The sequence below is a fragment of the Lentzea sp. NPDC042327 genome (assembly GCF_040647275.1).
GTDB lineage: Bacteria > Actinomycetota > Actinomycetes > Mycobacteriales > Pseudonocardiaceae > Lentzea.
The window spans coordinates 88267-110005 of record NZ_JBEZBX010000021.1 but is presented as its reverse complement, the minus strand read 5'-3'; the positions used below and the strand labels follow the sequence as shown (position 1 = coordinate 110005).

23 protein-coding genes are annotated in these 21739 nt (G+C 71.2%); 20 read left to right on the top strand and 3 right to left on the bottom strand.

Translation table 11 applies throughout. From position 1 onward, the window contains the following. The first annotated feature begins 160 nt into the window (after window positions 1-160). From AB0A63_RS36580 to AB0A63_RS36495, 18 genes are all read left to right on the top strand, one after another. Entirely contained in the window at window positions 161-925 is a 765-nt protein-coding gene (locus AB0A63_RS36580; protein ID WP_360399899.1) for an alpha/beta hydrolase, read from the top strand. After that, window positions 922-2169 carry a D-inositol-3-phosphate glycosyltransferase gene (mshA, locus tag AB0A63_RS36575; RefSeq protein WP_360399896.1) on the top strand — a complete coding sequence of 416 codons (1248 nt, stop codon included), beginning with the start codon at window positions 922-924 and terminating at the stop codon, window positions 2167-2169. Before AB0A63_RS36580 ends, mshA begins: the two co-directional genes overlap by 4 nt. Beyond that, window positions 2166-2645: a YbjN domain-containing protein gene (locus AB0A63_RS36570; RefSeq protein ID WP_360399893.1), complete on the top strand. Its 480-nt coding sequence runs from the start codon at window positions 2166-2168 to the stop codon at window positions 2643-2645. Before mshA ends, AB0A63_RS36570 begins: the two co-directional genes overlap by 4 nt. A gap of 60 nt (window positions 2646-2705) precedes the next feature. Further along, on the top strand, window positions 2706-3578 hold the full coding sequence (locus AB0A63_RS36565) for a DUF4349 domain-containing protein (protein ID WP_360399890.1): 873 nt from the start codon (window positions 2706-2708) through the stop codon (window positions 3576-3578). 395 nt (window positions 3579-3973) lie between these two features. Next, on the top strand, window positions 3974-5539 hold the full coding sequence (locus AB0A63_RS36560) for an AMP-binding protein (RefSeq protein ID WP_360399887.1): 1566 nt from the start codon (window positions 3974-3976) through the stop codon (window positions 5537-5539). A gap of 234 nt (window positions 5540-5773) precedes the next feature. Next, window positions 5774-6520, top strand: coding sequence for a phosphoglyceromutase (locus AB0A63_RS36555; protein WP_360399884.1), 747 nt, complete (start codon window positions 5774-5776; stop codon window positions 6518-6520). 187 nt (window positions 6521-6707) lie between these two features. Beyond that, on the top strand, window positions 6708-7880 hold the full coding sequence (locus AB0A63_RS36550) for an ATP-binding protein (RefSeq protein WP_360399882.1): 1173 nt from the start codon (window positions 6708-6710) through the stop codon (window positions 7878-7880). Next, a complete protein-coding gene (locus AB0A63_RS36545; protein ID WP_360399879.1) occupies window positions 7877-8557 on the top strand; it encodes a response regulator transcription factor in 681 nt (226 codons plus the stop codon). Before AB0A63_RS36550 ends, AB0A63_RS36545 begins: the two co-directional genes overlap by 4 nt. A gap of 27 nt (window positions 8558-8584) precedes the next feature. After that, window positions 8585-9565: a Ppx/GppA phosphatase family protein gene (locus AB0A63_RS36540; RefSeq protein WP_360399876.1), complete on the top strand. Its 981-nt coding sequence runs from the start codon at window positions 8585-8587 to the stop codon at window positions 9563-9565. Then, window positions 9565-10935: a hypothetical protein gene (locus tag AB0A63_RS36535; protein ID WP_360399873.1), complete on the top strand. Its 1371-nt coding sequence runs from the start codon at window positions 9565-9567 to the stop codon at window positions 10933-10935. Before AB0A63_RS36540 ends, AB0A63_RS36535 begins: the two co-directional genes overlap by 1 nt. Continuing rightward, the gene (locus tag AB0A63_RS36530) at window positions 10932-11774 is read left to right on the top strand and encodes a sugar phosphate isomerase/epimerase family protein (RefSeq protein ID WP_360399870.1); all 843 of its coding nucleotides are present in this window, start codon (window positions 10932-10934) and stop codon (window positions 11772-11774) included. Before AB0A63_RS36535 ends, AB0A63_RS36530 begins: the two co-directional genes overlap by 4 nt. An 89-nt stretch (window positions 11775-11863) precedes the next feature. Then, window positions 11864-12760 carry a proline dehydrogenase family protein gene (locus AB0A63_RS36525; protein WP_360399867.1) on the top strand — a complete coding sequence of 299 codons (897 nt, stop codon included), beginning with the start codon at window positions 11864-11866 and terminating at the stop codon, window positions 12758-12760. Further along, window positions 12757-13539 carry a thioesterase family protein gene (locus AB0A63_RS36520; RefSeq protein ID WP_360399864.1) on the top strand — a complete coding sequence of 261 codons (783 nt, stop codon included), beginning with the start codon at window positions 12757-12759 and terminating at the stop codon, window positions 13537-13539. The genes AB0A63_RS36525 and AB0A63_RS36520 overlap by 4 nt, the downstream gene beginning before the upstream one ends. 10 nt (window positions 13540-13549) lie before the next feature. Then, window positions 13550-14359 (top strand): pyrroline-5-carboxylate reductase, encoded by an 810-nt coding sequence (gene proC, locus AB0A63_RS36515; protein WP_360399861.1) that lies wholly within the window; start codon window positions 13550-13552, stop codon window positions 14357-14359. 212 nt (window positions 14360-14571) lie between these two features. Continuing rightward, on the top strand, window positions 14572-14784 hold the full coding sequence (locus AB0A63_RS36510) for a helix-turn-helix domain-containing protein (RefSeq protein ID WP_053737062.1): 213 nt from the start codon (window positions 14572-14574) through the stop codon (window positions 14782-14784). 131 nt (window positions 14785-14915) lie between these two features. Beyond that, window positions 14916-15017, top strand: a complete 102-nt coding sequence (locus tag AB0A63_RS36505) for an AURKAIP1/COX24 domain-containing protein (RefSeq protein ID WP_015105422.1) — start codon at window positions 14916-14918, stop codon at window positions 15015-15017. Between the two features lie 263 nt (window positions 15018-15280). Continuing rightward, entirely contained in the window at window positions 15281-16318 is a 1038-nt protein-coding gene (locus tag AB0A63_RS36500; protein WP_360399858.1) for an NAD-dependent epimerase/dehydratase family protein, read from the top strand. 15 nt (window positions 16319-16333) lie between these two features. Further along, window positions 16334-17293, top strand: coding sequence for a lysophospholipid acyltransferase family protein (locus tag AB0A63_RS36495; protein ID WP_360399855.1), 960 nt, complete (start codon window positions 16334-16336; stop codon window positions 17291-17293). Here AB0A63_RS36495 and AB0A63_RS36490 read toward each other — a convergent pair. After that, window positions 17262-18494 (bottom strand): isocitrate lyase/phosphoenolpyruvate mutase family protein, encoded by a 1233-nt coding sequence (locus tag AB0A63_RS36490; protein ID WP_360399852.1) that lies wholly within the window; start codon window positions 18492-18494, stop codon window positions 17262-17264. The genes AB0A63_RS36495 and AB0A63_RS36490 overlap by 32 nt on opposite strands. A gap of 56 nt (window positions 18495-18550) precedes the next feature. On the opposite strand from AB0A63_RS36490, the gene AB0A63_RS36485 reads away from it, so the two are divergent. Next, a complete protein-coding gene (locus AB0A63_RS36485; RefSeq protein ID WP_360399849.1) occupies window positions 18551-19213 on the top strand; it encodes a winged helix-turn-helix domain-containing protein in 663 nt (220 codons plus the stop codon). On the opposite strand, the gene AB0A63_RS36480 is transcribed toward AB0A63_RS36485, so the two are convergent. Together AB0A63_RS36480 and AB0A63_RS36475 are read right to left on the bottom strand one after the other, a co-directional pair. Continuing rightward, window positions 19202-19438 carry a glutaredoxin family protein gene (locus tag AB0A63_RS36480; protein ID WP_360399846.1) on the bottom strand — a complete coding sequence of 79 codons (237 nt, stop codon included), beginning with the start codon at window positions 19436-19438 and terminating at the stop codon, window positions 19202-19204. The two genes, AB0A63_RS36485 and AB0A63_RS36480, sit on opposite strands and share 12 nt — an antisense overlap. A gap of 1 nt (window position 19439) precedes the next feature. After that, window positions 19440-20915, bottom strand: a complete 1476-nt coding sequence (locus tag AB0A63_RS36475; protein WP_360399843.1) for an AMP-binding protein — start codon at window positions 20913-20915, stop codon at window positions 19440-19442. Between the two features lie 207 nt (window positions 20916-21122). On the opposite strand from AB0A63_RS36475, the gene AB0A63_RS36470 reads away from it, so the two are divergent. Then, on the top strand, window positions 21123-21698 hold the full coding sequence (locus AB0A63_RS36470) for a sigma-70 family RNA polymerase sigma factor (RefSeq protein ID WP_360399840.1): 576 nt from the start codon (window positions 21123-21125) through the stop codon (window positions 21696-21698). The last annotated feature ends 41 nt before the right edge of the window (window positions 21699-21739 follow it).

The following is a 21739-nucleotide window of genomic DNA, read 5'->3' as shown; positions in this document are numbered from 1 at the left end:
CGGTGCGGGTGGGCTTGTATTCGCCCGCCTTCAGGTCGGCGCCCCCGCTCCCCCCCGGGGCCCCGGGGGCCCCCGGCTATACCCCCAGGGGAACGCGGGGCCCCCGCGTGACGTTCGGGCTGAGGGGAATGTGTGCGTCGACCAGGTCGTTCGTCATTGTGTGCAGCTGACACGCGTGACGGTGGCCGGTGGGGGACGACTGGCCGTCCGTGCGGCGGGACCTCCTGACGCGCCACCGGTGGTGCTCGTCCACGGCTGGGCGCAGACCGGTGCCGCCTGGGACCTGCCGGAGTTCCGCACCTACGCCGTCGACCTGCGCGGACACGGCGAGTCCGACGACTTCGGCGACTACCGCGACAGCGCGCGGTGGGCCGCGGACCTCAGGGCCGTGCTCGACCACACCGGCCCCGCGACCGTCGTCGGCTGGTCCTACGGCGGTCTCGTGGTCGCCGACCACCTGAGGTTCCACGGCACCGCGCAGATCACCGGCCTGGTGCTGGTGGGCGCCATCACCGAGATCGGCCGCGGTCGCCCCGGCGGCGAGACCGGGCCGGTCATGCGGGCCGCGCTGCCCGCCGCGATCACCGACGACGCCGCGCTCGCGGACTTCTGCCGTGCGATGGCACCGCGTCTACCTGGTGGGACGGTCGACGCGCTCACTGCCGCCGCCCTCACCACGAGCCCTAAGGTGCGGGGGGAGCTGTTCCGCAGGGACGTGGGCAGCGCCGACGTGCTGAGGGCCGTCGACGTGCCGACCCTGGTGGTGCACGGAACCCAAGACCAGGTGGTCGCCCCTGCCGCCGCCGAGTACTCCGCCGCCCTGATCCCCGGAGCCGAGTTGAGCCTCTACCCCGACACCGCGCACGCGCCCTTCCTGGAGCAGCGGGACCGCTTCGCCGCGGACCTCGAGAAGGTGGTCCGGTGAAGCGGGTCGCGGTCCTGAGCGTGCACACCTCCCCGCTGGAGCAGCCCGGCACGGGCGACGCGGGCGGCATGAACGTCTACATCGTGCAGACGGCGACGCGGATGGCGCGGCGGGGCGTGGAGGTCGAGATCTTCACGCGCGCGACGTCCAGCGAGCTGCCGCCGGTCGCGGAGCTGGCACCGGGCGTGCGGGTGCGCCACGTCGCCGCCGGGCCGTTCGAAGGGCTCGGCAAGGAGGAGCTGCCGGGGCAGCTCTGCGCGTTCACCGCGGGCGTGCTGAGGGCCGAGGCGCGGCACGAGCCGGGCTACTACGACGCGATCCACTCGCACTACTGGCTGTCCGGGCAGGTCGGCTGGCTGGCGCGGGAACGCTGGGGCGTGCCGCTGGTGCACACGGCCCACACGCTGGCCAAGGTGAAGAACCTCGCACTGGCCGAGGGCGACGCACCGGAGCCGCGGATGCGGGTCATCGGCGAGGAGCAGGTGGTCGCCGAGTCGGACCGGCTGGTGGCCAACACCGACATCGAGGCCGCCGAGCTGGTCAAGCTGTACGAGGCGGAGCCGTCGAAGGTGGCCGTGGTGCCGCCGGGGGTCGACCTCGATCGCTTCACGCCGGGTGATCAGGCCGCGGCGCGGCAGCGGTTCGGCATCCCGCCGGACGCCGTGGTGCTCGCGTTCGTCGGCCGGATCCAGCCGTTGAAGGCGCCGGACGTGCTGCTGCGCGCCGCGGCGGAGATGCTGGTCCGCGACCCCGGGCTGCGGTCGCGGCTGGTCGTGCTGGTCGTCGGCGGGCCGTCGGGCAGCGGGCTGGAGCAGCCGAAGGCGCTGGAGGAGCTCGCGGGCCGGCTGGGGATCGCGGACGTGGTGCGGTTCCTGCCGCCGCAGCCGGGAGCGGCGCTGGCGGAGGTCTACCGGGCGGCGGACCTGGTCGCGGTGCCGAGCCACAACGAGTCGTTCGGGCTGGTGGCGCTGGAGGCGCAGGCCTGCGGGACGCCGGTGGTCGCGGCCGCGGTCGGCGGGCTGCCGGTGGCGGTCAACGACGGCGTGTCCGGGGTGCTGGTGCACGGCCACGAGGCCGAGGCCTGGGCGCGGGCGCTCGCGGACGTGGCGCTGCCGCAGCGCGAGCACCTGGCGAGCAACGTGGTCGGCCATGCGCGACGCTTCTCCTGGGACCGCACGACTGACGCCCTGCTCGCGGGGTACCAGGAGGCGGCAGAAGTGTTCCGCCGGGAGGTTTTCGCGTGACCGTCGACGCCGTCATCAAGTCGTTCCTCGACGAACGGGAGATCGAGTACGACCGTCGTGAAGAGGGCAGGTTCTTCGTGACGCTGCCGGGCACCAAGAAGCTGCAGACCAACGTGTGGCTGGTCGAGACGGCGCACGCGCTGGTCGTCGAGGCGTTCGTGTGCCGGCGGCCGGACCAGTCGTTCGAGGACGTCTACCGGTTCCTGCTGCGGCGCAACGCCCGGCTCTACGGGGTGCACTACACGATCGACGCCGAGGGCGACATCCACCTGGTCGGGCGGATCGGCAAGCACGCCGTGACCCCGGACGAGCTGGACCGGGTGCTGGGCCAGGTGCTGGAGGCCGCCGACGGCGACTTCAACCCGCTGCTGGAGATCGGGTTCGCCGACGCGATCCGGCGGGAGTGGGCGTGGCGGGTGTCGCGCGGCGAGTCGCTGGCGAACCTGCGGGCCTTCGAACATCTCGTTTCGGAGTAGGCGCCGCCTCGTTTCGGTCTGGACGGCAACTCCGGCGGCCCCCCGCTCCGTCCGACGGGCATGAGCAGACGAGTGCTGTGGGTGGGAGTCGCGTTGCTGGCCGTCTTCGCGACGGGGTGCGGCGCGGACTCGAAGAGTTCCGGTGGCTCGTCGGTCGCGGAGAACGCCGCACCGCAGCAGCGGGCCGCACAGCCGACGGGGGCGCAGAAGCAGCAGGACAACAGCGGTCAGCAGAACCAGTCCGCCGAGTCGGTGCAGCAGCAGGAACGGCAGCTGGTCCGCACGGCGACGGTCGACCTGCGCAGCGACGACGTGCTGCGGTCGATCAGCGACATCAAGGCGAAGGCCCAGCAGGTCGGCGGGTTCGCCGGGCAGGAGAGCTCGACCCAGTCCCGTGGGAGCGTGACCGTGCGGGTGCCGTCGAACGAGCTCGACGGGGTCGTGCGGAGCCTGGAGGACTACGGCGACGTCACGCGCAGCGAGGTCCGCAGCGAGGACGTCACCGACCAGCTGGTCGACGTCGAGGCGCGGATCGCGACGCAGAAGGCCAGCGTCGAGCGGTTGCGCGTGCTGTTCGAGCGGGCCGGGTCGACGGCCGAGATCGCGCAGGTCGAGGGCGAGCTGACCAAGCGGCAGAGCGAGCTGGAGTCGTTGCAGCGGCGCAGCGAGTCGTTGAAGGGCAAGGCCGCGCTGGCGACGTTGACGGTGCAGGTCAGCACCACCCCGATCGCACCGCCGGCGCCGGAGCGCACCGGGTTCGGCGACGCCTTCGTGGCCGGCTGGAACGCGCTCGTGCACGTGCTGCGACTGGTGCTGGTGGGGGTCGGCGGCCTGCTGCCGTTCGTCCTGGTGCTCGGCGTGCCCACGGTGGCGGTGATCTTCTGGCTGCGTCGCCGGAAGCGTGTCACTCCAACGGTCGAAGCAGACGCCTGACGATCTACTGAGAGTGGTCCTTTGTGAAGCGCGGAACGGCTCGGGAGAGAGGGGGAGTCGCATCGAGCCGTCCCGCGTCAAAGGTCCCCGCTGCGTCGATCCGTGGACGGGGGGAGCCGACGGATCTCAAGCGGGCCACGCGATCCGACGGGGGATGACGAACCGCGCCCTTGCCGTCCGCTTGTCGAGTTGAGCGTGGGAGCCGACTCGCGGAGGCGTGACCAACTTCCCAGATACCTGGTTGCGATCACAAGTGCTCGGATTGCTCCATTCGAGTGTATTTAGCGGCGCGAAGTAACGTCTCTGTAGCGATCCCGACTTGCTTGACCTGTTCAGTGGGCTGGCTCACGATGACGGCGCAGGCTGGGTGTACAGCGAGTGAATGAGGTCGCCGCATGGTCTTTCGCAGTCCGTTCCCCGACGTCGAGATCCCCGACGTGTCGCTGCACCAGCTGTTGTTCGGCGACATCGCCGACCGGGTGGACCGCGTTGCGCTGATCGACGGCATGTCCGGCACGTCGCTCACGTACGGCCAGCTCGCCGGTGCCGTCGACCGCCTGGCCGCCGCACTGGCCGCGCGGGGCATCGGCAAGGGCGACGTGGTCGGCGTCCTCAGCCCGAACACGCCGTACTACGCCGTCGTGTTCCACGGCATCCTGCGCGCGGGTGCCACGGCGACGACGATCAACGCGCTCTACACGCCCGACGAGGTGGCCCACCAGCTGCACGACGCGGGCGCGAAGATGCTGTTCACGGTGTCGGTGCTGCTCCCCAACGCCGCACCGGGCGCCGCGAAGGCCGGTGTCACCGACGTCGTCGTGCTCGACGGCGCCGAGGGCTACCCGTCGTTGCCGGAGCTGCTCGCCAACACCGAACCGGTGCCCGAGGTCGAGATCGACCCGGCCGAGGACGTGGCGGTGCTGCCGTACTCGTCCGGCACGACCGCGCTGCCCAAGGGCGTGATGCTCACGCACCGCAACCTGGTGGCGAACATCGTGCAGTGCCAGTCGATCCTCAGCGACGTCGGCCCGCACACCCGGATCCTCGCGGTGCTGCCGTTCTTCCACATCTACGGCATGCAGGTCCTGATGAACAACGGCCTCTACATCGGCGGCGTCGTCGTGACCCTGCCGAAGTTCGAGCTGCCCGAGTTCCTCCGCGTGATCGCCGAGCACAAGACCGACCGCGTCTACATCGCCCCGCCGGTCGCCGTCGCGCTGGCGAAGCACCCGATCGTCGACAACTACGACCTGTCCCCGCTGAAGACCCTCTTCTCCGGCGCCGCCCCGCTCGACGCCGACCTCGCCGCCGCCGTCCGCAAGCGCATCGGCTGCCGCGTCGTGCAGGGCTACGGCATGACCGAGATGTCCCCGGTCAGCCACGCCATCCCGGACGGCCGCGACGACATCTCGGTCGGCACCGTCGGCCTGATCGTGCCGAACCTGGAGTGCCGCCTGGTCGACCCGGCCACCGGCTCCGACGTGGGCGTCGGCGAACGCGGCGAGCTGTGGTGCAAGGGCCCGAACGTCATGAAGGGCTACCTGAACAACCCCGACGCCACCGCCGCCACCATCGACGAGGACGGCTGGCTGCGCACCGGCGACGTGGCCGTGATCGACGACGACGGCGTCGTCTCGATCGTCGACCGCGTCAAGGAGCTCATCAAGTACAAGGGCTACCAGGTCCCGCCGGCCGAGCTGGAGGCCGTGCTGCTCACCCACGAGGAGGTCGCCGACGCGGCCGTCATCGGCGTCCGCGACGCCGACGGCGAGGAGGTCCCGAAGGCGTTCGTGGTGCGCCAGGCCGGCTCGTCCATCGACGCGGACGCGGTGATGTCGTTCGTGGCCACGCACGTCGCACCGCACAAGAAGGTGCGCGTGGTGGAGTTCATCGAGGCGATCCCGAAGTCGGCGTCGGGCAAGATCCTCCGCAAGGACCTCCGTTCCCGCGAACAGTCCTGACCGCGGTCCGAACGGCCCCGGCGCCATCACCGCCGGGGCCGTTCGCCGTATGTGGTGAACGCACGCGGGGACCTTTCGTGCTCTCCGAGAGTACGAAAGCTCCCCGCGTGCGCTCCCCGCGAGTACGAAAGGTCCCCGCGTGCGCTGTCAGAGCTGGCTGACGACACAAGCGGTTGCCTTCGTCAGCGTGGGGACGGGGTACGGCGGGAGGTCCGGCATGGCAGGCTAGCCGCCATGTCTGTCGGAACCTTGGTGCTGCTCCGCCACGGCGAGAGCACGTGGAACGCGGAGAACCTGTTCACCGGCTGGGTGGACGTTCCCCTGTCGGAGAAGGGCGAGAAGGAGGCCCGCCGCGGCGGGTTGCTCCTCAAGGAGGCCGGTGTCCTGCCGGAGGTCCTGCACACCAGCCTGATGCGCCGCGCGATCATGACCGCGAACCTGGCGCTCGACGCCGCCGACCGGCACTGGATCCCGGTCAAGCGCGACTGGCGCCTCAACGAGCGCCACTACGGTGCGTTGCAGGGCAAGAACAAGAAGCAGACGCTGGAGGAGTTCGGCGAGGAGCAGTTCATGCTCTGGCGCCGGTCCTACGACACCCCGCCGCCGCCCATCGAGCCGGGCAGCGAGTTCAGCCAGGACACCGACCCGCGCTACGCGGGGCTGGGCCCCGACCTGCCGCTGACGGAGTGCCTGCTCGACGTCGTGAAGCGCATGCTGCCGTACTGGGACGAGGCGATCGTGCCGGACCTGCGCACCGGCAAGACGGTGCTGGTGGCCGCGCACGGCAACTCGCTGCGCGCGCTCGTGAAGCACCTCGACGGGATCTCCGACGAGGCCATCGCGGGGCTCAACATCCCGACCGGCATCCCGCTGCGCTACGACCTCGACGAGGACCTGAAGCCGATCAAGCCGGGTGGCGAGTACCTCGACCCCGAGGCCGCGAAGGACGCCATCGCGGCGGTGGCCAACCAGGGTCGCTGAAAGTCACGCGGGGGCCCCGCGTTCCCCTCGGGGGAACGCGGGGCCCCCGCGTTCCGCCCGTGCATCACGGTTGGGTGAACAGGGGCTGACCAGGTGCGGAACAACCGTCCACTGAGGTGTCGCGGGTATCACGGTTCACGCTTCGGCACTAGGCCGGGACACCTCTGAGCTGCTTACCATTCGCCTCGTGACCACAACGGGTTACCTCGCTGTGTCGATCGGCGTCGCGCTCATCGGCGTGATCGCCGCATTCTTCGTTGGCAGGTTCACCGCTCCCAGGAACCCCAAAGCCCCGGAGGGGCTGACGGTGGCCGACCTGATGCAGCGGATCGTCCAGGACGCCCACGACGGCATCGTGGTGCTGAACCACTTCGGTGACGTCGTGCTGCACAACCCGCGGGCCGAGGAGCTCGGGGTCGTCCGCAACAACCGCGTCGACGACCGCGCGCGCAAGGCAGCCGAGGCCGTCCGCAACAGCAACGAGGTCGTCTACGTCGACCTGTCGCCGCTGGAGGGCCAGCGCCGCGCCCGGCAGCCGGAGGCGGTGCACGCCGAGGTCAGGCTGCTCACCGAGGGCTTCACCGTGGTCGACGCGAACGACGAGTCCGAGGCCGTGCGGCTGGAGAAGACCCGGCGCGACTTCGTGGCGAACGTCAGCCACGAGCTCAAGACGCCGGTCGGCGCGCTGGCGCTGCTCGCGGAGGCCGTGCTGGACGCGAGCGACGACCAGGAGGAGGTCCGCCGGTTCAGCGCGAAGATCATGCAGGAGGCCACCCGCCTCGGCACGCTCGTCACCGAGCTGATCGCGCTGTCGCGGCTGCAGGGCGCGGAGAAGCTGCCGGAGCTGTCCGACACCGAGATCGACGTCGTCGTCAACGAGGCGCTGTCGCGCTCCAAGCTCGCCGCCGAGTCCGTCAACATCTCGATCACCACCGACGAGCCGAGCGGCTTCGTCGTGCCCGGTGACCGGTCGTTGCTCGTCACGGCGCTGACGAACCTGCTGGACAACGCCGTCGCGTACTCCCCGCCCGGCAGCCCGGTGAGCGTGAGCCGCCGACTGGTCGACGGGCACGTCGAGATCGCCGTCACCGACCGCGGCATCGGCATCGCCGAGGAGCAGCAGCAACGCGTCTTCGAGCGGTTCTACCGCGTCGACAAGGCCCGGTCGCGGGCCACCGGCGGCACCGGCCTGGGCCTCGCGATCGTCAAGCACGTCGCCGCCAACCACGGCGGTGAGGTGAAGCTGTGGAGCCTCCCGGGAACGGGGTCCACCTTCACGCTGCGGCTGCCGGCCGCGGCGACCGAGATCGACCCGACCCTCGTCCACACCGGCGCGGGTGACACTGGAGGAGAGCTGTGACCAGGGTGCTCATCGTGGAGGACGAGGAGTCCTTCGCCGATCCGCTCGCCTTCCTGCTGCGCAAGGAGGGGTTCACCGCGGCGCTCGCGGCCACCGGCCAGGAGGCGCTGGAGGAGTTCGACCGCAACGGCGCCGACATCGTGCTGCTCGACCTCATGCTGCCCGGCATGAGCGGCACGGACGTGTGCAAGCAGCTGCGCCTGCGCTCCGCCGTGCCGGTGATCATGGTGACGGCGCGCGACAGCGAGATCGACAAGGTCGTGGGCCTGGAGCTGGGCGCCGACGACTACGTGACCAAGCCCTACTCGGCCCGCGAGCTCATCGCCCGCATCCGCGCGGTGCTGCGCCGCGGCGGCGAGTCCGAGGACCTGCTTCCGCAGATCCTGGAGGCCGGCCCGGTGCGGATGGACGTGGAGCGCCACGTCGTCACCGTCGGCGGCCAGGACGTCAGCCTGCCGCTCAAGGAGTTCGACCTCCTGGAGTACCTGCTGCGCAACGTGGGCCGGGTGCTGACCCGCGGCCAGCTGATCGACCGGGTGTGGGGCGCGGACTACGTGGGCGACACGAAAACGCTGGACGTGCACGTCAAGCGGCTGCGGTCGAAGATCGAACCGGACCCGTCGGCACCGCGGCACCTGGTGACCGTGAGGGGTCTGGGTTACAAGTTCGAGTCCTGACGGACACGACCAGGTACCGTTTCCGGCGTGCGCCTGGGCGTCCTTGACGTGGGTTCGAACACCGTCCACCTCCTCGTGGTGGACGCGCATCGTGGTGCCCACCCGATCCCGACGACCTCCGAGAAGACGATCCTGCGGCTCGCCGAGCAGCTGGACGCCGGGGGAATGCTCAGCAAATCAGGTGCTGACCAGCTGGTTCGCGCTGTGGCCGCCGCCAAGGCGTCGGCCAAGCGCTCCGGCTGCGAGGACCTGATGGCGTTCGCGACCTCGGCGGTGCGCGAGGCGGGCAACTCGGCCGAGGTGCTCGACCGGGTGCGCACCGAGACCGGGGTCGACCTGAAGGTCCTGTCCGGCGAGGACGAGGCGAAGTACACGTTCCTCGCCGTCCGCCGCTGGTACGGCTGGTCGGCGGGCAAGCTGCTGTGCCTCGACATCGGCGGCGGCTCCCTCGAGCTCGCCGTCGGGCGCGACGAGAACCCGCAGATGGCGTTCTCCGTGCCGCTTGGCGCCGGCCGGCTCACCAGGACCCGGTTCAAGAAGGACCCACCACGGCGGTCAGAGGTCCGCGAGACCACCGAATGGCTCGCCGAGCAGCTCGCGCCCGTGGCGCGGAAGCTGAAACGCGCGGGAGAACCCGATCGGGTGGTTGCGACCTCGAAAACCTTCCGAACGCTGGCGCGGCTCACCGGGGCCGCGCCATCGTCTGCCGGGCCCAGGGCGCGTCGCGTGCTCACCGACGCCGGCCTGCGGCAGCTGATCGCGTTCATTTCCCGGATGTCGGCCAGCGACCTCGCCGAGCTGGAAGGTGTCAGCACCTCGCGTGCGCACCAGCTCGTCGCGGGTGCGCTGGTCGCGGAGGCAACCATGCGAGCCCTGTCACTCACGCAGCTGGAGATTTGCCCGTGGGCGCTCCGGGAGGGTGTCATCCTCCGGCGGCTGGACCACACTGATGGGACGGACCAGAGCGATACTGGACGTACCAGCCAGACCGGGGCACGGTGGAGTTGATGAGTCGAGAGAGCGGATCGGAGCACACGCAGCGCACTGTCGCTGAGCTGCTCGCCCAGTACGGCGGCAGCTCGGGGGAGGCGCCACGTCGGCGACGCCGCCGCGCGGAGGACGACGACGACGTCCAACAGCCGGAGACCGCGCCCCAGTCGATCATCGAGCGCGTCCTGTCCGACAGCGGCCGGCTCATGGCCGTGCGCGACGACGACCCGGCACCGGCCGGTCGCCGCGCCGCACCGGAACCGTCCTCCGAGCGGACCGCCTACCAGCCGGTGCCGCCGGTGACACCGCCCGCCGCACCCCCGAAGGCACCCAAGCCCCCGGCAGCGCAGCCCCCGCAGCCGCAGCCGCCGCAGCCGTCGCAGCAGCTGCCCAAGCCGCAGCCGCCGGTGGCGCCGCAGGTCCGCAGACCAGGCCAGCCCGCTCCCGTGCCCCCGCCCGCCGCTGCCGCCGAGCAGACCCGGCAGGTGCCGCCGGTCCGCGACCAGCCGTCGCGCTCCGACCTGCCCCGTCCCGACCTGGCCCGCCCCGAGGTGTCGCGGTCGGACCTGCCGCGCCCGGACGTGGCCAGGCCCGACGTCTCGCGGTCCGACCTGCCGCGCCCGGACGGCGCCCGCATCGAGTCCCGGCTGGACCCCGCCGCACCGCCGGCGTCGCGCACGAACATCGCGCGCCCGCCGAAGCCCGGCCAGCCGTCGGTGCCGCTGCCGGTCCCCGGTCCGCCGCGCGAGGCGATGACCGAGCAGCTCCCGCGCATCCCGGCGAAGGCGCCGGTCGACCAGATCGCGGCGCTGGAGACCGAGTCGGTCCTGATCGTGCCGCCCGCACCGCCGAAGCTGCCGGAGCCGCTGCCCGGCAACGACGCCGACGCGTGGTTCGGCGACGACGAGCCCGACCTGCAGAAGACCGACCTGTCGCTGCCGCCGATGGAGTCGACCGCGGCCCACGCGGGCCCGTACGTGGACGACGACGACTCGCAGGAGTACGCCGTCTACCGCGAGGACGACTACCTCGCCGATGCGGACGAGATCGACGACGACGAACGCCCCGCGGGGCTCGACGACGTCAGCGAGGCCGAGGAGGACCCGGAGGAGGACGCGCAGCGCTCGCCGGCCAAGGAGTGGCTGGTCATGATCGGCCAGCTCGCGGTCGGCGTCCTCGGCGGCGCGGCACTGTGGCTCGCGTTCAACTTCCTCTGGCGCACCCAGGCCGTGGCGGCGCTGGTGGTCGCACTGGCCGTGACCGTCGGCCTGGTGCTGCTGGTCCGCAAGATCCGCCGCGCCGACGACCTGCAAACCACACTGCTCGCCATCCTCGTGGGCCTCATCGTCACCGTGTCACCAGCGGCGATGCTGCTGGTGAAGAGTTGACGGCCCGCATCCCGGTCGGGCTTTCCACGGCATCGGTCTACCCGCAGCCCGCCGGAGCTGCCTTCGAGATCGCCTCCGAGCTGGGCTACGACGGCGTCGAGCTGATGGTGTGGGCCGACCCGGTCTCCCAGGACATCCGGGCGGTGGACCGCCTGTCCACCCGCTCCGGCCTGCCGGTGCTGGCCGTGCACGCCCCGTGCCTGCTGATCTCCCAGCGGGTCTGGTCGCCCGACCCGGTGGAACGCCTGCGCAAGGCCGTGCGGGCCGCTCAGGACCTGGGCGCGCCGACCGTGGTGCTGCACCCGCCGTTCCGCTGGCAGCGCAGGTACGCCGACGGCTTCGCCGGCCTGGTGTCGTCGCTGGAGGACGAGAGCGGCATCGCGATCGCCGTGGAGAACATGTTCCCGGTGAAGCGCCCGCTCGGTCGCGGCCGGTCGGTGCAGATGACCGCGTTCAAGCCCTCCATCGACCCGACCGACGTCGGCCACGCCAACTACACCCTGGACCTCTCGCACTCGGCCGCGGCGCACGTGGACGCGCTGGAGCTGGCGAAGCGGATGGGCGACGGGCTGCGGCACGTCCACCTGGCCGACGGCTCCGGCGCGCCGAAGGACGAGCACATGATCCCCGGCCGCGGCACGCAGCCGTGCGCCGAGCTGTGCGAGCGGCTCGCCCGCAGCGGGTTCGACGGGCAGGTCGTGCTGGAGGTCAACACCCGGCGTGCGGTGACCCCGGCGGCCCGGCGGGAGATGCTGGCCGAGGCGTTGCTGTTCGCGCGGCTGCACCTCGACTGGCCGGCCGACGGCCCCTCCACGACCCCTCGCTCCGCCCTGTCCTGAGTGCACGCGGGGAGCTTTCGTACTCCCACAGCGCACGAAAGGACCCCGCGTGCGCTGAGCGGCGGAGGCCAGCGGGTTAGGGTTCCGGTGTGGACCCGCTGCGAGCGTTGATCATGGCCGCGTCTCGCAACGAGGCGGTGCGGCACCTCGTCGCCAACGCGCCCATCAGCCGGGACGTCGTGAGGCGGTTCGTGGCCGGCGAGTCGACGGCGGACGCCGTGCGGGTCGTCCGCGATCTCGGACTGCCGGTGACGCTCGACTACCTCGGCGAGGACACCACCGACAAGGCGCAGGCGGAGAAGACCGTCCAGGCCTATCTGGAGCTGCTCGACGCCCTGCACGCCGCAGGCCTGGCGGCGAACGCCGAGGTCAGCGTGAAGCTGTCGGCGGTCGGCCAGTCGCTGGACGAGTCGCTGGCGCTCACGAACGCCTCGCGGATCTGCGCGGCGGCCGAGCAGTGCGGCACGACGGTCACGCTCGACATGGAGGACCACACCACCACCGACTCGACGCTGGAGGTCCTGCGCGAGCTGCGCAGGACGTGGCCGTGGGTCGGGGCGGTGCTGCAGAGCTACCTGCACCGCACGCTCGACGACTGCCGGGCGCTCAGCCACGAGGGCAGCCGGGTCCGGCTCGTCAAGGGCGCCTACGCGGAGCCGCCGGAGGTGGCGATCCAGGACCCGCACGAGGTGGACCTGAACTACGTGCGCTGCGCCAACGTGCTCCTGGCAGGAGAGGGGTACCCGATGTTCGGCACGCACGACCCGCGGCTCATCGAGATCATCGGTGAGCGGGCGCGGTGGTATGACAAAACCGACTTCGAGTTCCAGATGCTCTACGGCATCCGGCCGGAGGAGCAGAAGCGGCTCGGGACGCGCGTTTATGTCCCGTACGGCGAGCAGTGGTACGGATATCTCATGCGGCGACTTGCGGAACGGCCTGCCAACGTGACTTTCTTCCTGCGGTCGCTGGCCAGCCGCTCATGACCTTCTCGAAGTCCAGCGCGGTGCGGTCACTCGGTGACGGAACCTTCACCGCCTCGCTCCCGGCCGAGTGGACCGTGGGCCCGAAGCCGCACGGCGGGTTCCTGCTCGCGGTCATGACCAGGGCCGCCGCGGAGCTGACCGGCCACGACCCGCTCGCGGTGTCCGCGCAGTTCCTGCGTGCGCCCGAGGTCGGTCCGGTGCTGGTCAGGACCGATCTGCGCAAGGCGGGGCGCACGGCCACGGTGGTGGCGGTGACGCTGGAGCAGCGCGGTCAGGTGTGCGTCGAGGCGTCGGTCACGCTCGGGCGCATCCCGGAGAACCGGGCCGACTACGCGAACCTGCCGCAGGTGCCGGCCGCGCCGCCGCCGGGGTCGATCGAGCTGGCGTCGTTCCCGACCGGCGGGGCCTACAAGGTCGGCGCCCTGTGCGACCTGCGGGTGGACCGGGAGTCGGCGGCGTTCCTCGAACGGCGCACGGACGGGCCGCTCACGTTCAAGCTGTGGGCGCGGCCGGTCGACGAGCACCCCGACCTGCTCTTCGCGTTGCTCGCGGGCGACCTGTCGATGCCGGTGACGTTCAACCTCGGCCGGTTCGGGTGGTCGCCGACGGTGCAGCTGACGGCCCTGCTGCGGGCGCGGCCGGCACCGGGGTGGCTGCGCATCCACGTCACCTGCCAGGCGGTGCACGGGCAGTGGTTCGACGAGGACGCCACCGTCATCGACGCGACCGGCCGGCTGGTGTGCCAGGCACGGCAGCTGGCGCTGACACCCGCTGTGTGAGACTTGACCGATGACGAAGATCGCGGTGCTCGGCGCGGGCAAGATCGGTGAGGCGCTGCTGTCCGGGCTTCTGCAGGGCGGTCGTCCGGCCGCCGATCTGATGTTCACCGAGAAGCACGAGGCCCGTGCGCGCTCGCTCACCGAGCAGTACGGCATCGAGGGCACCACGGTGGCCGGTGCGGCGGCGAGCGCGGACGTGCTCATCGTCGCCGTCAAGCCGCAGGACATCGAGCCGCTGCTGGTCGACCTCAAGCCGGTGCTGAAGCCGGGCGCGCTGGTCGTGTCGCTGTGCGCGGGCCTGCCGACCGCCCTGTTCGAACGCAGGCTGCCGGAGGGCACGCCGGTGGTGCGGGTCATGCCGAACACGCCGATGGTCGTCGGTGAGGCGATGAGCGCCATCTCCGGTGGGTCCAACGCCACGCCCGAGCACCTCAAGGTCGTCGAGGAGCTGCTGTCGACCGTGGGCAAGGTCGCGGTGGTGCCCGAGTCGCAGCAGGACGCCGTCACCGCCCTGTCCGGTTCCGGCCCGGCGTACTTCTTCTTCCTCGTCGAGGCGATGATCGACGCGGGCATCCTGCTCGGCATCCCGCGCGACCTGGCCTCGCAGCTGATCATCCAGTCGGCCGTGGGCGCCGCGACGATGCTGGCGGAGGGCCAGTCGCACCCGGTCATCCTGCGCGAGGCGGTCACGTCACCGGCGGGCACGACGATCATGGCGATCCGTGAGCTGGAGAAGCACGGCGTCCGCGCGGCCCTGCTGGCGGCCATCGAGTCGGCCCGCGACCGCTCCGTCGAACTGGGCCGCCAGCACGAGGACTGAGTGCACGCGGGGAGCTTTCGTACTCTCCTGGTGCACGCGGGGGCCCCGCGTGCCCCTCAGGGAAACGTGGGACTCCCGCGTGACATCAAGACTGACCGGTTGGTCGTCGCAGTGGTCACACCAGTCCCGCTACTCTCAGGGCAGCACGTGCGTGTCGAACCGTCGGTGGGGAAGACCGACGGCACGACACGTGTCGAAGGATGCGGTGATGCATGTCTGCGAAGGAGAACGAACGAACAGGTCTCGCTCAGGTGCAGTTCCTGACCGTGGCCGAGGTGGCCTCGATGATGCGGGTCTCGAAGATGACCGTGTACCGCCTGGTGCACTCCGGTGAGCTGCCCGCTGTGCGGGTCGGCAAGTCGTTCCGGGTGCCCGAGAAAGCGGTGCACGCCTACCTCGAGAACGCGTACTTCGACGCCGGCTGAAGGGCGTTGCAGGACTGGCGAACCCCAGCGGGTAGACTGGCAGGCCGATCGTGCTTACCGGCGCGCCGTGCTTGACACGGCCAAGGCTGGGGCGCGCCAGTAAAAGCAACGTCTAGAGCTAAGGATCCCGCATGGGCTCGGTCATCAAGAAGCGCCGCAAGCGCATGTCGAAGAAGAAGCACCGCAAGCTGCTGCGCAAGACTCGCGTCCAGCGCAGGAAGCGCGGCAAGTAAGGCCCATGTGAGGCTCTCGCCACCGCCGGTCCCTCTCGCAGGGGCCGGCGGTGGCTGCTTTTCCGGCACGCCCGGTAGTTGCGCCGGCACGGAATTTCACCCAGTGAGACGCTTGCCCGGAAACGCGGGAACGGTCGCCGCCGATCGGGTGATTGGGCCGTAAAGGCTGCGTGACCTGCGTCAAGACGGCGTTCCGGCCCCCTGCGCTCATCGGCCGGGCTTGTAGCATCGACCAATCGCACCACCCGTCTGCTTGGAGTCGCATGACGCCCAAGGTCGTCCTCGTCACCGGAGTCAGCCGCTTCCTCGGCGGCCACCTCGCCGCGCGGTTCGCCGCGAACCCGGACGTCGAGCGCGTGCTCGGGGTCGACACCGAGCCGCCGCCGCGTGACCTGCTGCGCCGCATGGGGCGGGCCGAGTTCGTGCGGGCGGACATCCGCAACCCGCTGATCAGCAAGGTCATCGCCACGGCGAACGTGGACACGGTGGTCCACGCCTCCGTCACCGCCAACCCGGCCGGGCCCACCGGCCGCACGGCGATGAAGGAGATGAACGTCATCGGCACCATGCAGCTGCTGGCCGCGTGCCAGAAGTCGCCGAACGTGCGCAAGCTCGTGGTGAAGTCGACGAGCGCCGTGTACGGGTCCAGCTCGCGCGACCCGGCGGTGTTCACCGAGGACATGGGCCCGAAGGACCTGCCGTCGTCCGGGTACGCCAAGGACGCGGTCGAGGTCGAGGGGTACGTGCGCGGGTTCGGCCGCCGCAGGCCGGACGTGAACGTCACGACCCTGCGCTTCACCAACTTCATCGGACCGCGCATCGACACGGTCCTCACCCGGTACTTCGCGCTCCCGGTCGTGCCCACGGTCCTGGGTTACGACGCGCGCGTGCAGCTGCTGCACTCCGAGGACGCCCTCGCTGTCCTCGAACGCGCGACGCTGCACGACCTGCCGGGCGTGTTCAACGTGGGCGGCGACGGCGTGCTGCTGTTGTCGCAGGCCATCCGCAGGGCGGGCAGGCTGGCCCTGCCGGTGCCCAGCGCGGCCGTGCCCACGGTCGGCGGCTTCTTCCGGAGCGCCCGGCTCGTCGACTTCTCACCCGACCAGATGAGGTTCCTCAACTGGGGGCGGGTGGTCGACACGACCCTGCTGAAGAGGGAGTTCGGGTTCACACCGCGGTGGACCACCCAGCAGGCGTTCGACGACTACGTGAGCGGCCGGGGTCTCAAGCCGCTCGTCGATCCCGAGACGGTGGACGCCGCGGAACGGGGAATCCTCGACGCGGCCGCCCGTTTCCGCTGATCTTTGCCTGAGGAGATGAACGCAGTGGCAGGAGCGCGCGTTATCCCGCTGCACGACCCGGAACGCGACGCCGCACGCAGAGCGCGGCACGTCGAGGTGGTCCCGGAGCCCGCGCAGCAGCAGTCCGGGGTGCCGGACTGGGAACGCCGGCTGACCGACCTGCTGTCGTTCGCGCGCAGGCGGATCGCGGGCGACTACCAGGTCGACGAGTTCGGGTTCGACAAGGACCTGACCGAGAACGTGCTGATGCCGCCGCTCAAGCCGCTGTACGAGAAGTGGTTCCGGGTCGAGACGATCGGCATGTCGAACGTCCCGGCGACCGGGGGTGCGCTGATCGTGGCGAACCACTCCGGCACGTTGCCGCTCGACGCGCTGATGACGTCGTACGGCATCGCCTCCGAGCACCCGGCGCAGCGGCACATGCGCATGCTGGGCGCCGACCTGGTGTTCCGCACGCCGGTGCTGGGCGCGCTCGCCCGCAAGTCCGGGCAGACGCTGGCCTGCAACCCCGACGCCGAGCGGCTGCTGTCGTCCGGCGAGCTCGTGGGCGTGTGGCCGGAGGGCTTCAAGGGCATCGGCAAGCCGTTCAAGGACCGCTACAAGCTCCAGCGCTTCGGCCGCGGCGGGTTCGTGGCGGCGGCGCTCAAGACCGGCACGCCGATCATCCCGTGCTCGATCGTGGGCGCGGAGGAGATCTACCCGATGATCGGCGACATCAAGGCGCTGGCCCGGCTCTTCGGGTTCCCGTACTTCCCGGTGACGCCGTTCTTCCCGCTGCTGGGGCCGCTGGGCGCGATCCCGCTGCCGTCGAAGTGGTACATCGAGTTCGGCGAGCCGATCCGCACGGACGTCTTCGGCGAGAACGCGGCCGACGACCCGATGCTCGTGTTCAACCTGACCGACCAGGTGCGCGAGACGATCCAGCAGACGCTCTACCGGCTGCTCACGCAGCGCCGGAACGTGTTCCTGGGCTGAGCAGGGCGTTCGCCGTCTCGACGGTCGCGGCGCGGGCGGCGCGGAACAGCAGCGAGCCCGTGCTGATCCGCCGCACGCCGAGGTCGGCCAGCCGGTGCACCGGCTCGCCGGCCAGCACGTTCAGCGGGGTGTCGAACGTGGCGGTGAACGTCGCGATGCCCGGCAGCGGCAGCCTCGGCACGAAGATCCCGTCGGCGCCGGCGGCGAGGTAGTGCTCGGCGCGGCGCAGCACCTCGGTGGTCGTCGCGTCGATGCCGAGCCAGTGCGTGTCGACGCGGGCGTTGACGAACACGCCCGGCGTCCGCCGCTTGACCGCCGCGACCAGTTCCGCCTGATCAGCCGGGTCGGCGAGGTGGTCGCCGCGGCCGTCTTCGAGGTTGATGCCCGAGATGCCGAGCGAGGCGACGTACTCGGCGACCTCGTCCGGGTCTTCGGAGAACCCGTGCTCGACGTCGGCGGTGACCGGGCACGGCAGCGTGCCGATCAGCCGGGCCAAGGCGCGGGTGTGCTCCTTGGCGAGTCCGGACGCGTCGGGCACGCCGTGCGCCGCCGAGACCCCGAAGCTCGTGGTGCCGACGGCGGGGTAACCGGCTTCCTGGAGCGCGACGGCGGTGGCGTGGTCCCAGGCGTTCGGCAGCAGCAACGGCTCGGCGCGGTGGTGCAGCGCCTTGAACGCCATGTTCTTCGCGATCTTCGTGGCGAGCTCGCGGCCGGGGCAGGCGTGGGCGCCGTGACCGAACGGATGAGCGGTGAGGTCGACCTCGACCACGCCCTGCGCGCTCTGGCGGCGCGTCAGCGGGACCGGAGGCGTCCGATCACCGGTTGTCAGGCGGTCGGCGAACGCCCGCGTTGCCGCCCAGGCCTGCACCAGGAGCCCGATCCGGGCCGCGGTGGTCTCCGTGCGCCCGTGCCGGGCCACCAGCCGCTCCACGGCCGCGTCAGCCTGCGCCGTGATCGGCTCGTGCGGCTGGTAGCTCGGCGCGATCTCCGCGACGTCGGCCGGCGCGCCCGGCAGGACCCGGTCGGCCAGCTCGTCGAGCGTGGTGGCGTCGACCCCCTCCAGCAACGCGGTCGTGAGCGCGCGCCGGCGGGTGTGCTCGGGGCCGTCGCTGAACCGGACGACCTGCGATCGAAGCCACGCCACCCCGCTCTCACCTGCGGGGACGCTGGGCACGGGCAGGCTCAGCAGCTCTTCGGTCATGTCACGAGGCTAGGGCCGGGACGGTTCGGCGCTGACCGAATCGTCGCAGGCGCAGAATGGCCGTCGTGGAGGCATTGGCACAGGTGGCCGCGCTGCTGGCGGACCGGACGCGGGCCGCGTTCTGCTCGGCGCTGCTGGACGGCCGGGCCTGGACCGCGACCGAGCTGGCCCGGCACGCGGGTGTGGCGCCGTCGACCGCGAGCGAGCACCTGACCCGGCTCGTCGAGGGCGGTCTGCTCGCCGAACACCGCCAGGGCCGGCACCGGTACGTCTCGTTGGCAGGACCGCACGTCGCCGAGCTGCTGGAGTCGATGACCGCGTTCGCGGGGCCGGGGGAGAAGCCGCGCACGCTGCGGGCCGCGTCGGCGTCGGAGGCCCTGGCCCGTGGCCGGACCTGCTACGACCACCTCGCCGGACAGCTCGCCATTGCGCTCAAGACCGGTCTGCTGGAGCTGGGCGTGCTGACCGCCGACCTCGCCGTGACGCGGCACGGCCTGGTCTGGCTCGGGGAGCTCGGCTTCGAACCCTCGAAGCGGCAGGTCAGCAGGGCCTGCCTGGACTGGACCGAACGCGTCCCGCACGTCGCCGGAGCCGCCGGGGCCCACCTGTGCGGCGAGTTCCTCCGGCGGGGCTGGGTCAGGCGGATCGGCACGAGCCGCGCCGTCGTGCTCACCTCGCGGGGCGAGCACGGCTGGCGCGACCTGGGCCTACTCGGCTAGCGCCGCCCGCAGCCGGTCCTCCTCGACCTTCCAGAACCCGTGCTCGACGCCGTCGACGAGGAACACCGGCACCTGGTCGCCGTACTCGGCACGCCACTCCGGGTCCGAGTCGACGTCCTCCACCGACCAGGTCGCGCCGGCCTCGCCGCAGATGCGGGCGATCTCGGCCTCGGCGACCTCGCAGGCGTGGCAGTCCTTGCGGCCCATGACGGTCACGTGGTGCATGTCAGGCTCCCAACGGCCGGCGCAGCACGGCGCGGGCCAGCTTGCCGGTCGGCGAGTGCGGCAGCGTGGCCGCGAACTCCACCGACGTCGGCACCTTGAACTTCGCGAGCCGGGCCGCGCAGTGCGCCACGACCTCGTCGGAGGTCAGCTCCTGGCCGTCGCGCAGCACGATCACGACCTTCACCGACTCGCCGGTCCTCTCGTCCGGCACGCCGACCGCCGCCGCCTCCACCACACCCGGCAGCTCGCCGAGGACCTGCTCGACCTCGTGCGGGTAGACGTTGAAGCCGTTGACGATGATCAGGTCACCGGCCCGGTCGACCAGGTGCAGGTCACCGTCGGCGTCGATGAACCCGACGTCGCCGGTGCGGAACCAGCCGGTCGCGTCCGGCCCGTGCGCGCCGTCCGGCCAGTAGCCGGAGAACAGGTTGTCGCCCTTCGCCGACACCAGGCCGGTGCCCGGCTCGTCCTCGTCGATGTCGAGCACCGAGCCGTCGGTGTCGACCAGCCGGATCTCGACGCCGGGCAGCGCCCTGCCGACCGAACCCGGCTTCGGCGTGCCGCCGACCAGCGTCGACGTCAGCACCGGGCCCGTCTCGGTGAGGCCGTAGCCCTCGAAGACCGGGATGCCGAGCGCGGTCTTCATCTCGTTGATGACCCCGGCGGGCAGCGGCGCCGCGCCCGAGGTGAAGAGCCGGACCGTGGCGAGCTTCTCGCGCAGCACCTCGACCGGGTGGGCCAGCAGCGCCCGGTACATCGGCGGCACGCCGACCATCGTGGTCACCCGGTGCTGCTCGATCACGTCCAGCGCGCCGGCCGGGTCGAAGCGCTCCAGCAGCACGGCCGTGGCGCCCGCGCCCGCGACCTGCAGCAGACCGGGTCCGAGGCCGTAGACGTGGAACAGCGGCAGCGCGAGCAGCACCCGGTCGCCCGCGGTCACCGGCGCCGGGCGCAGCGAGGCGCACTGGGCGACGTTCGCGAGCAGCGCGCGGTGGGACAGCATCGCGCCGCGCGGCACACCGGACGTGCCGGAGGTGTAGCCGAGCACCGCCAGGTCCTCGCCGCCGCCCACCGCCTCGAACGGTTCCGCGGTCGCCCGCACGTCCGGCAGGTCGAGCACGGTGGCGTCGGACCCCTCGCCGTCACCGACCAGCAACGCGGCCCCGGAGTCGGCCAGGATGCGCTGCAGCTCGCGCGACGGGGTGCCGGGACCGGTCGGCACGACGACACCGCCCGCGCGCAGGACGCCGAACACGGCGACCACGAACTCGGGCCCGGTGGGCAGCCGTACCGCCACCCGGTCGCCGGTTTCCAGACCAGAATCGGCCAAACGGCGGGCGAAAGCGTCGACCGCGCCGTCGATGGTCTCCCACGTGAGGCTCAACCCGCTCGTGACGTCGACCAGTGCGACGTGGCCCGGCCCCCGCTGTGCCGAGGCACGAACCAGATCTGCGACATTGCGAGCGGAAGTCACCATGGCCTCCTCATGAACAACTGGGCGCTCCGAGCAGTCTTCCACGCGCCGGCGGCGTCACGAATACGCGGTTGGTGCGTCTCCACATCACAATCGGTCCACTACCTACTACGGAGTAACAACACGTATGCTGCCGCCACGGCGACTCTGTGGAGGTGCCGCCAGCCGATGACCGCGCGGGCACGACCGACGATCAGGACCACCCGGACCATGACGGGAGGTCAGCACGACGACGCAGGCGACGAGCCGTGGCAGCTCGTCAAGGCCGCCCAGGAGGGTGACACCGACGCGTTCGGAGTGCTTTACGACAAGTACGTCGACATGGTGTTCCGCTACGTCCTCTTCCGGGTGGGCGGTGATCGGGCGTTCGCCGAGGACGTCACCAGCGAGACGTTCTTGCGCGCGTTGCGCAGCATCGGGTCGGTCAGCTACCAGGGCCGTGACGTCGGCGCCTGGTTCGTCACGATCGCCCGCAACATCGTGTACGACCACGTGAAGTCCAGCCGCTACCGGCTGGAGGTCACGACCGCGGAGCTGCAGGACAACCGCGAGGAGACCAGCGGCCCCGAGCAAGAGGTGATGACCGAGGCGACCAACGCGGAGCTGCTCCGCTGCGTCTCCCAGTTGGGGGACGACCAGCAGGAGTGCATCCGGCTGCGGTTCATCGAGGGCAAGTCGGTGTCCGAGGTCGCGGAGCTCATGGACCGCAACGAGGGCGCCGTGAAGGCGTTGCAACACCGGGCCGTCCGGCGGCTCGCACAGATCCTCCCGTCGTGGTTGCGGTGATCGCAGTCGCAGACGCGTAACCCAAAGCAGATCAACTTCGT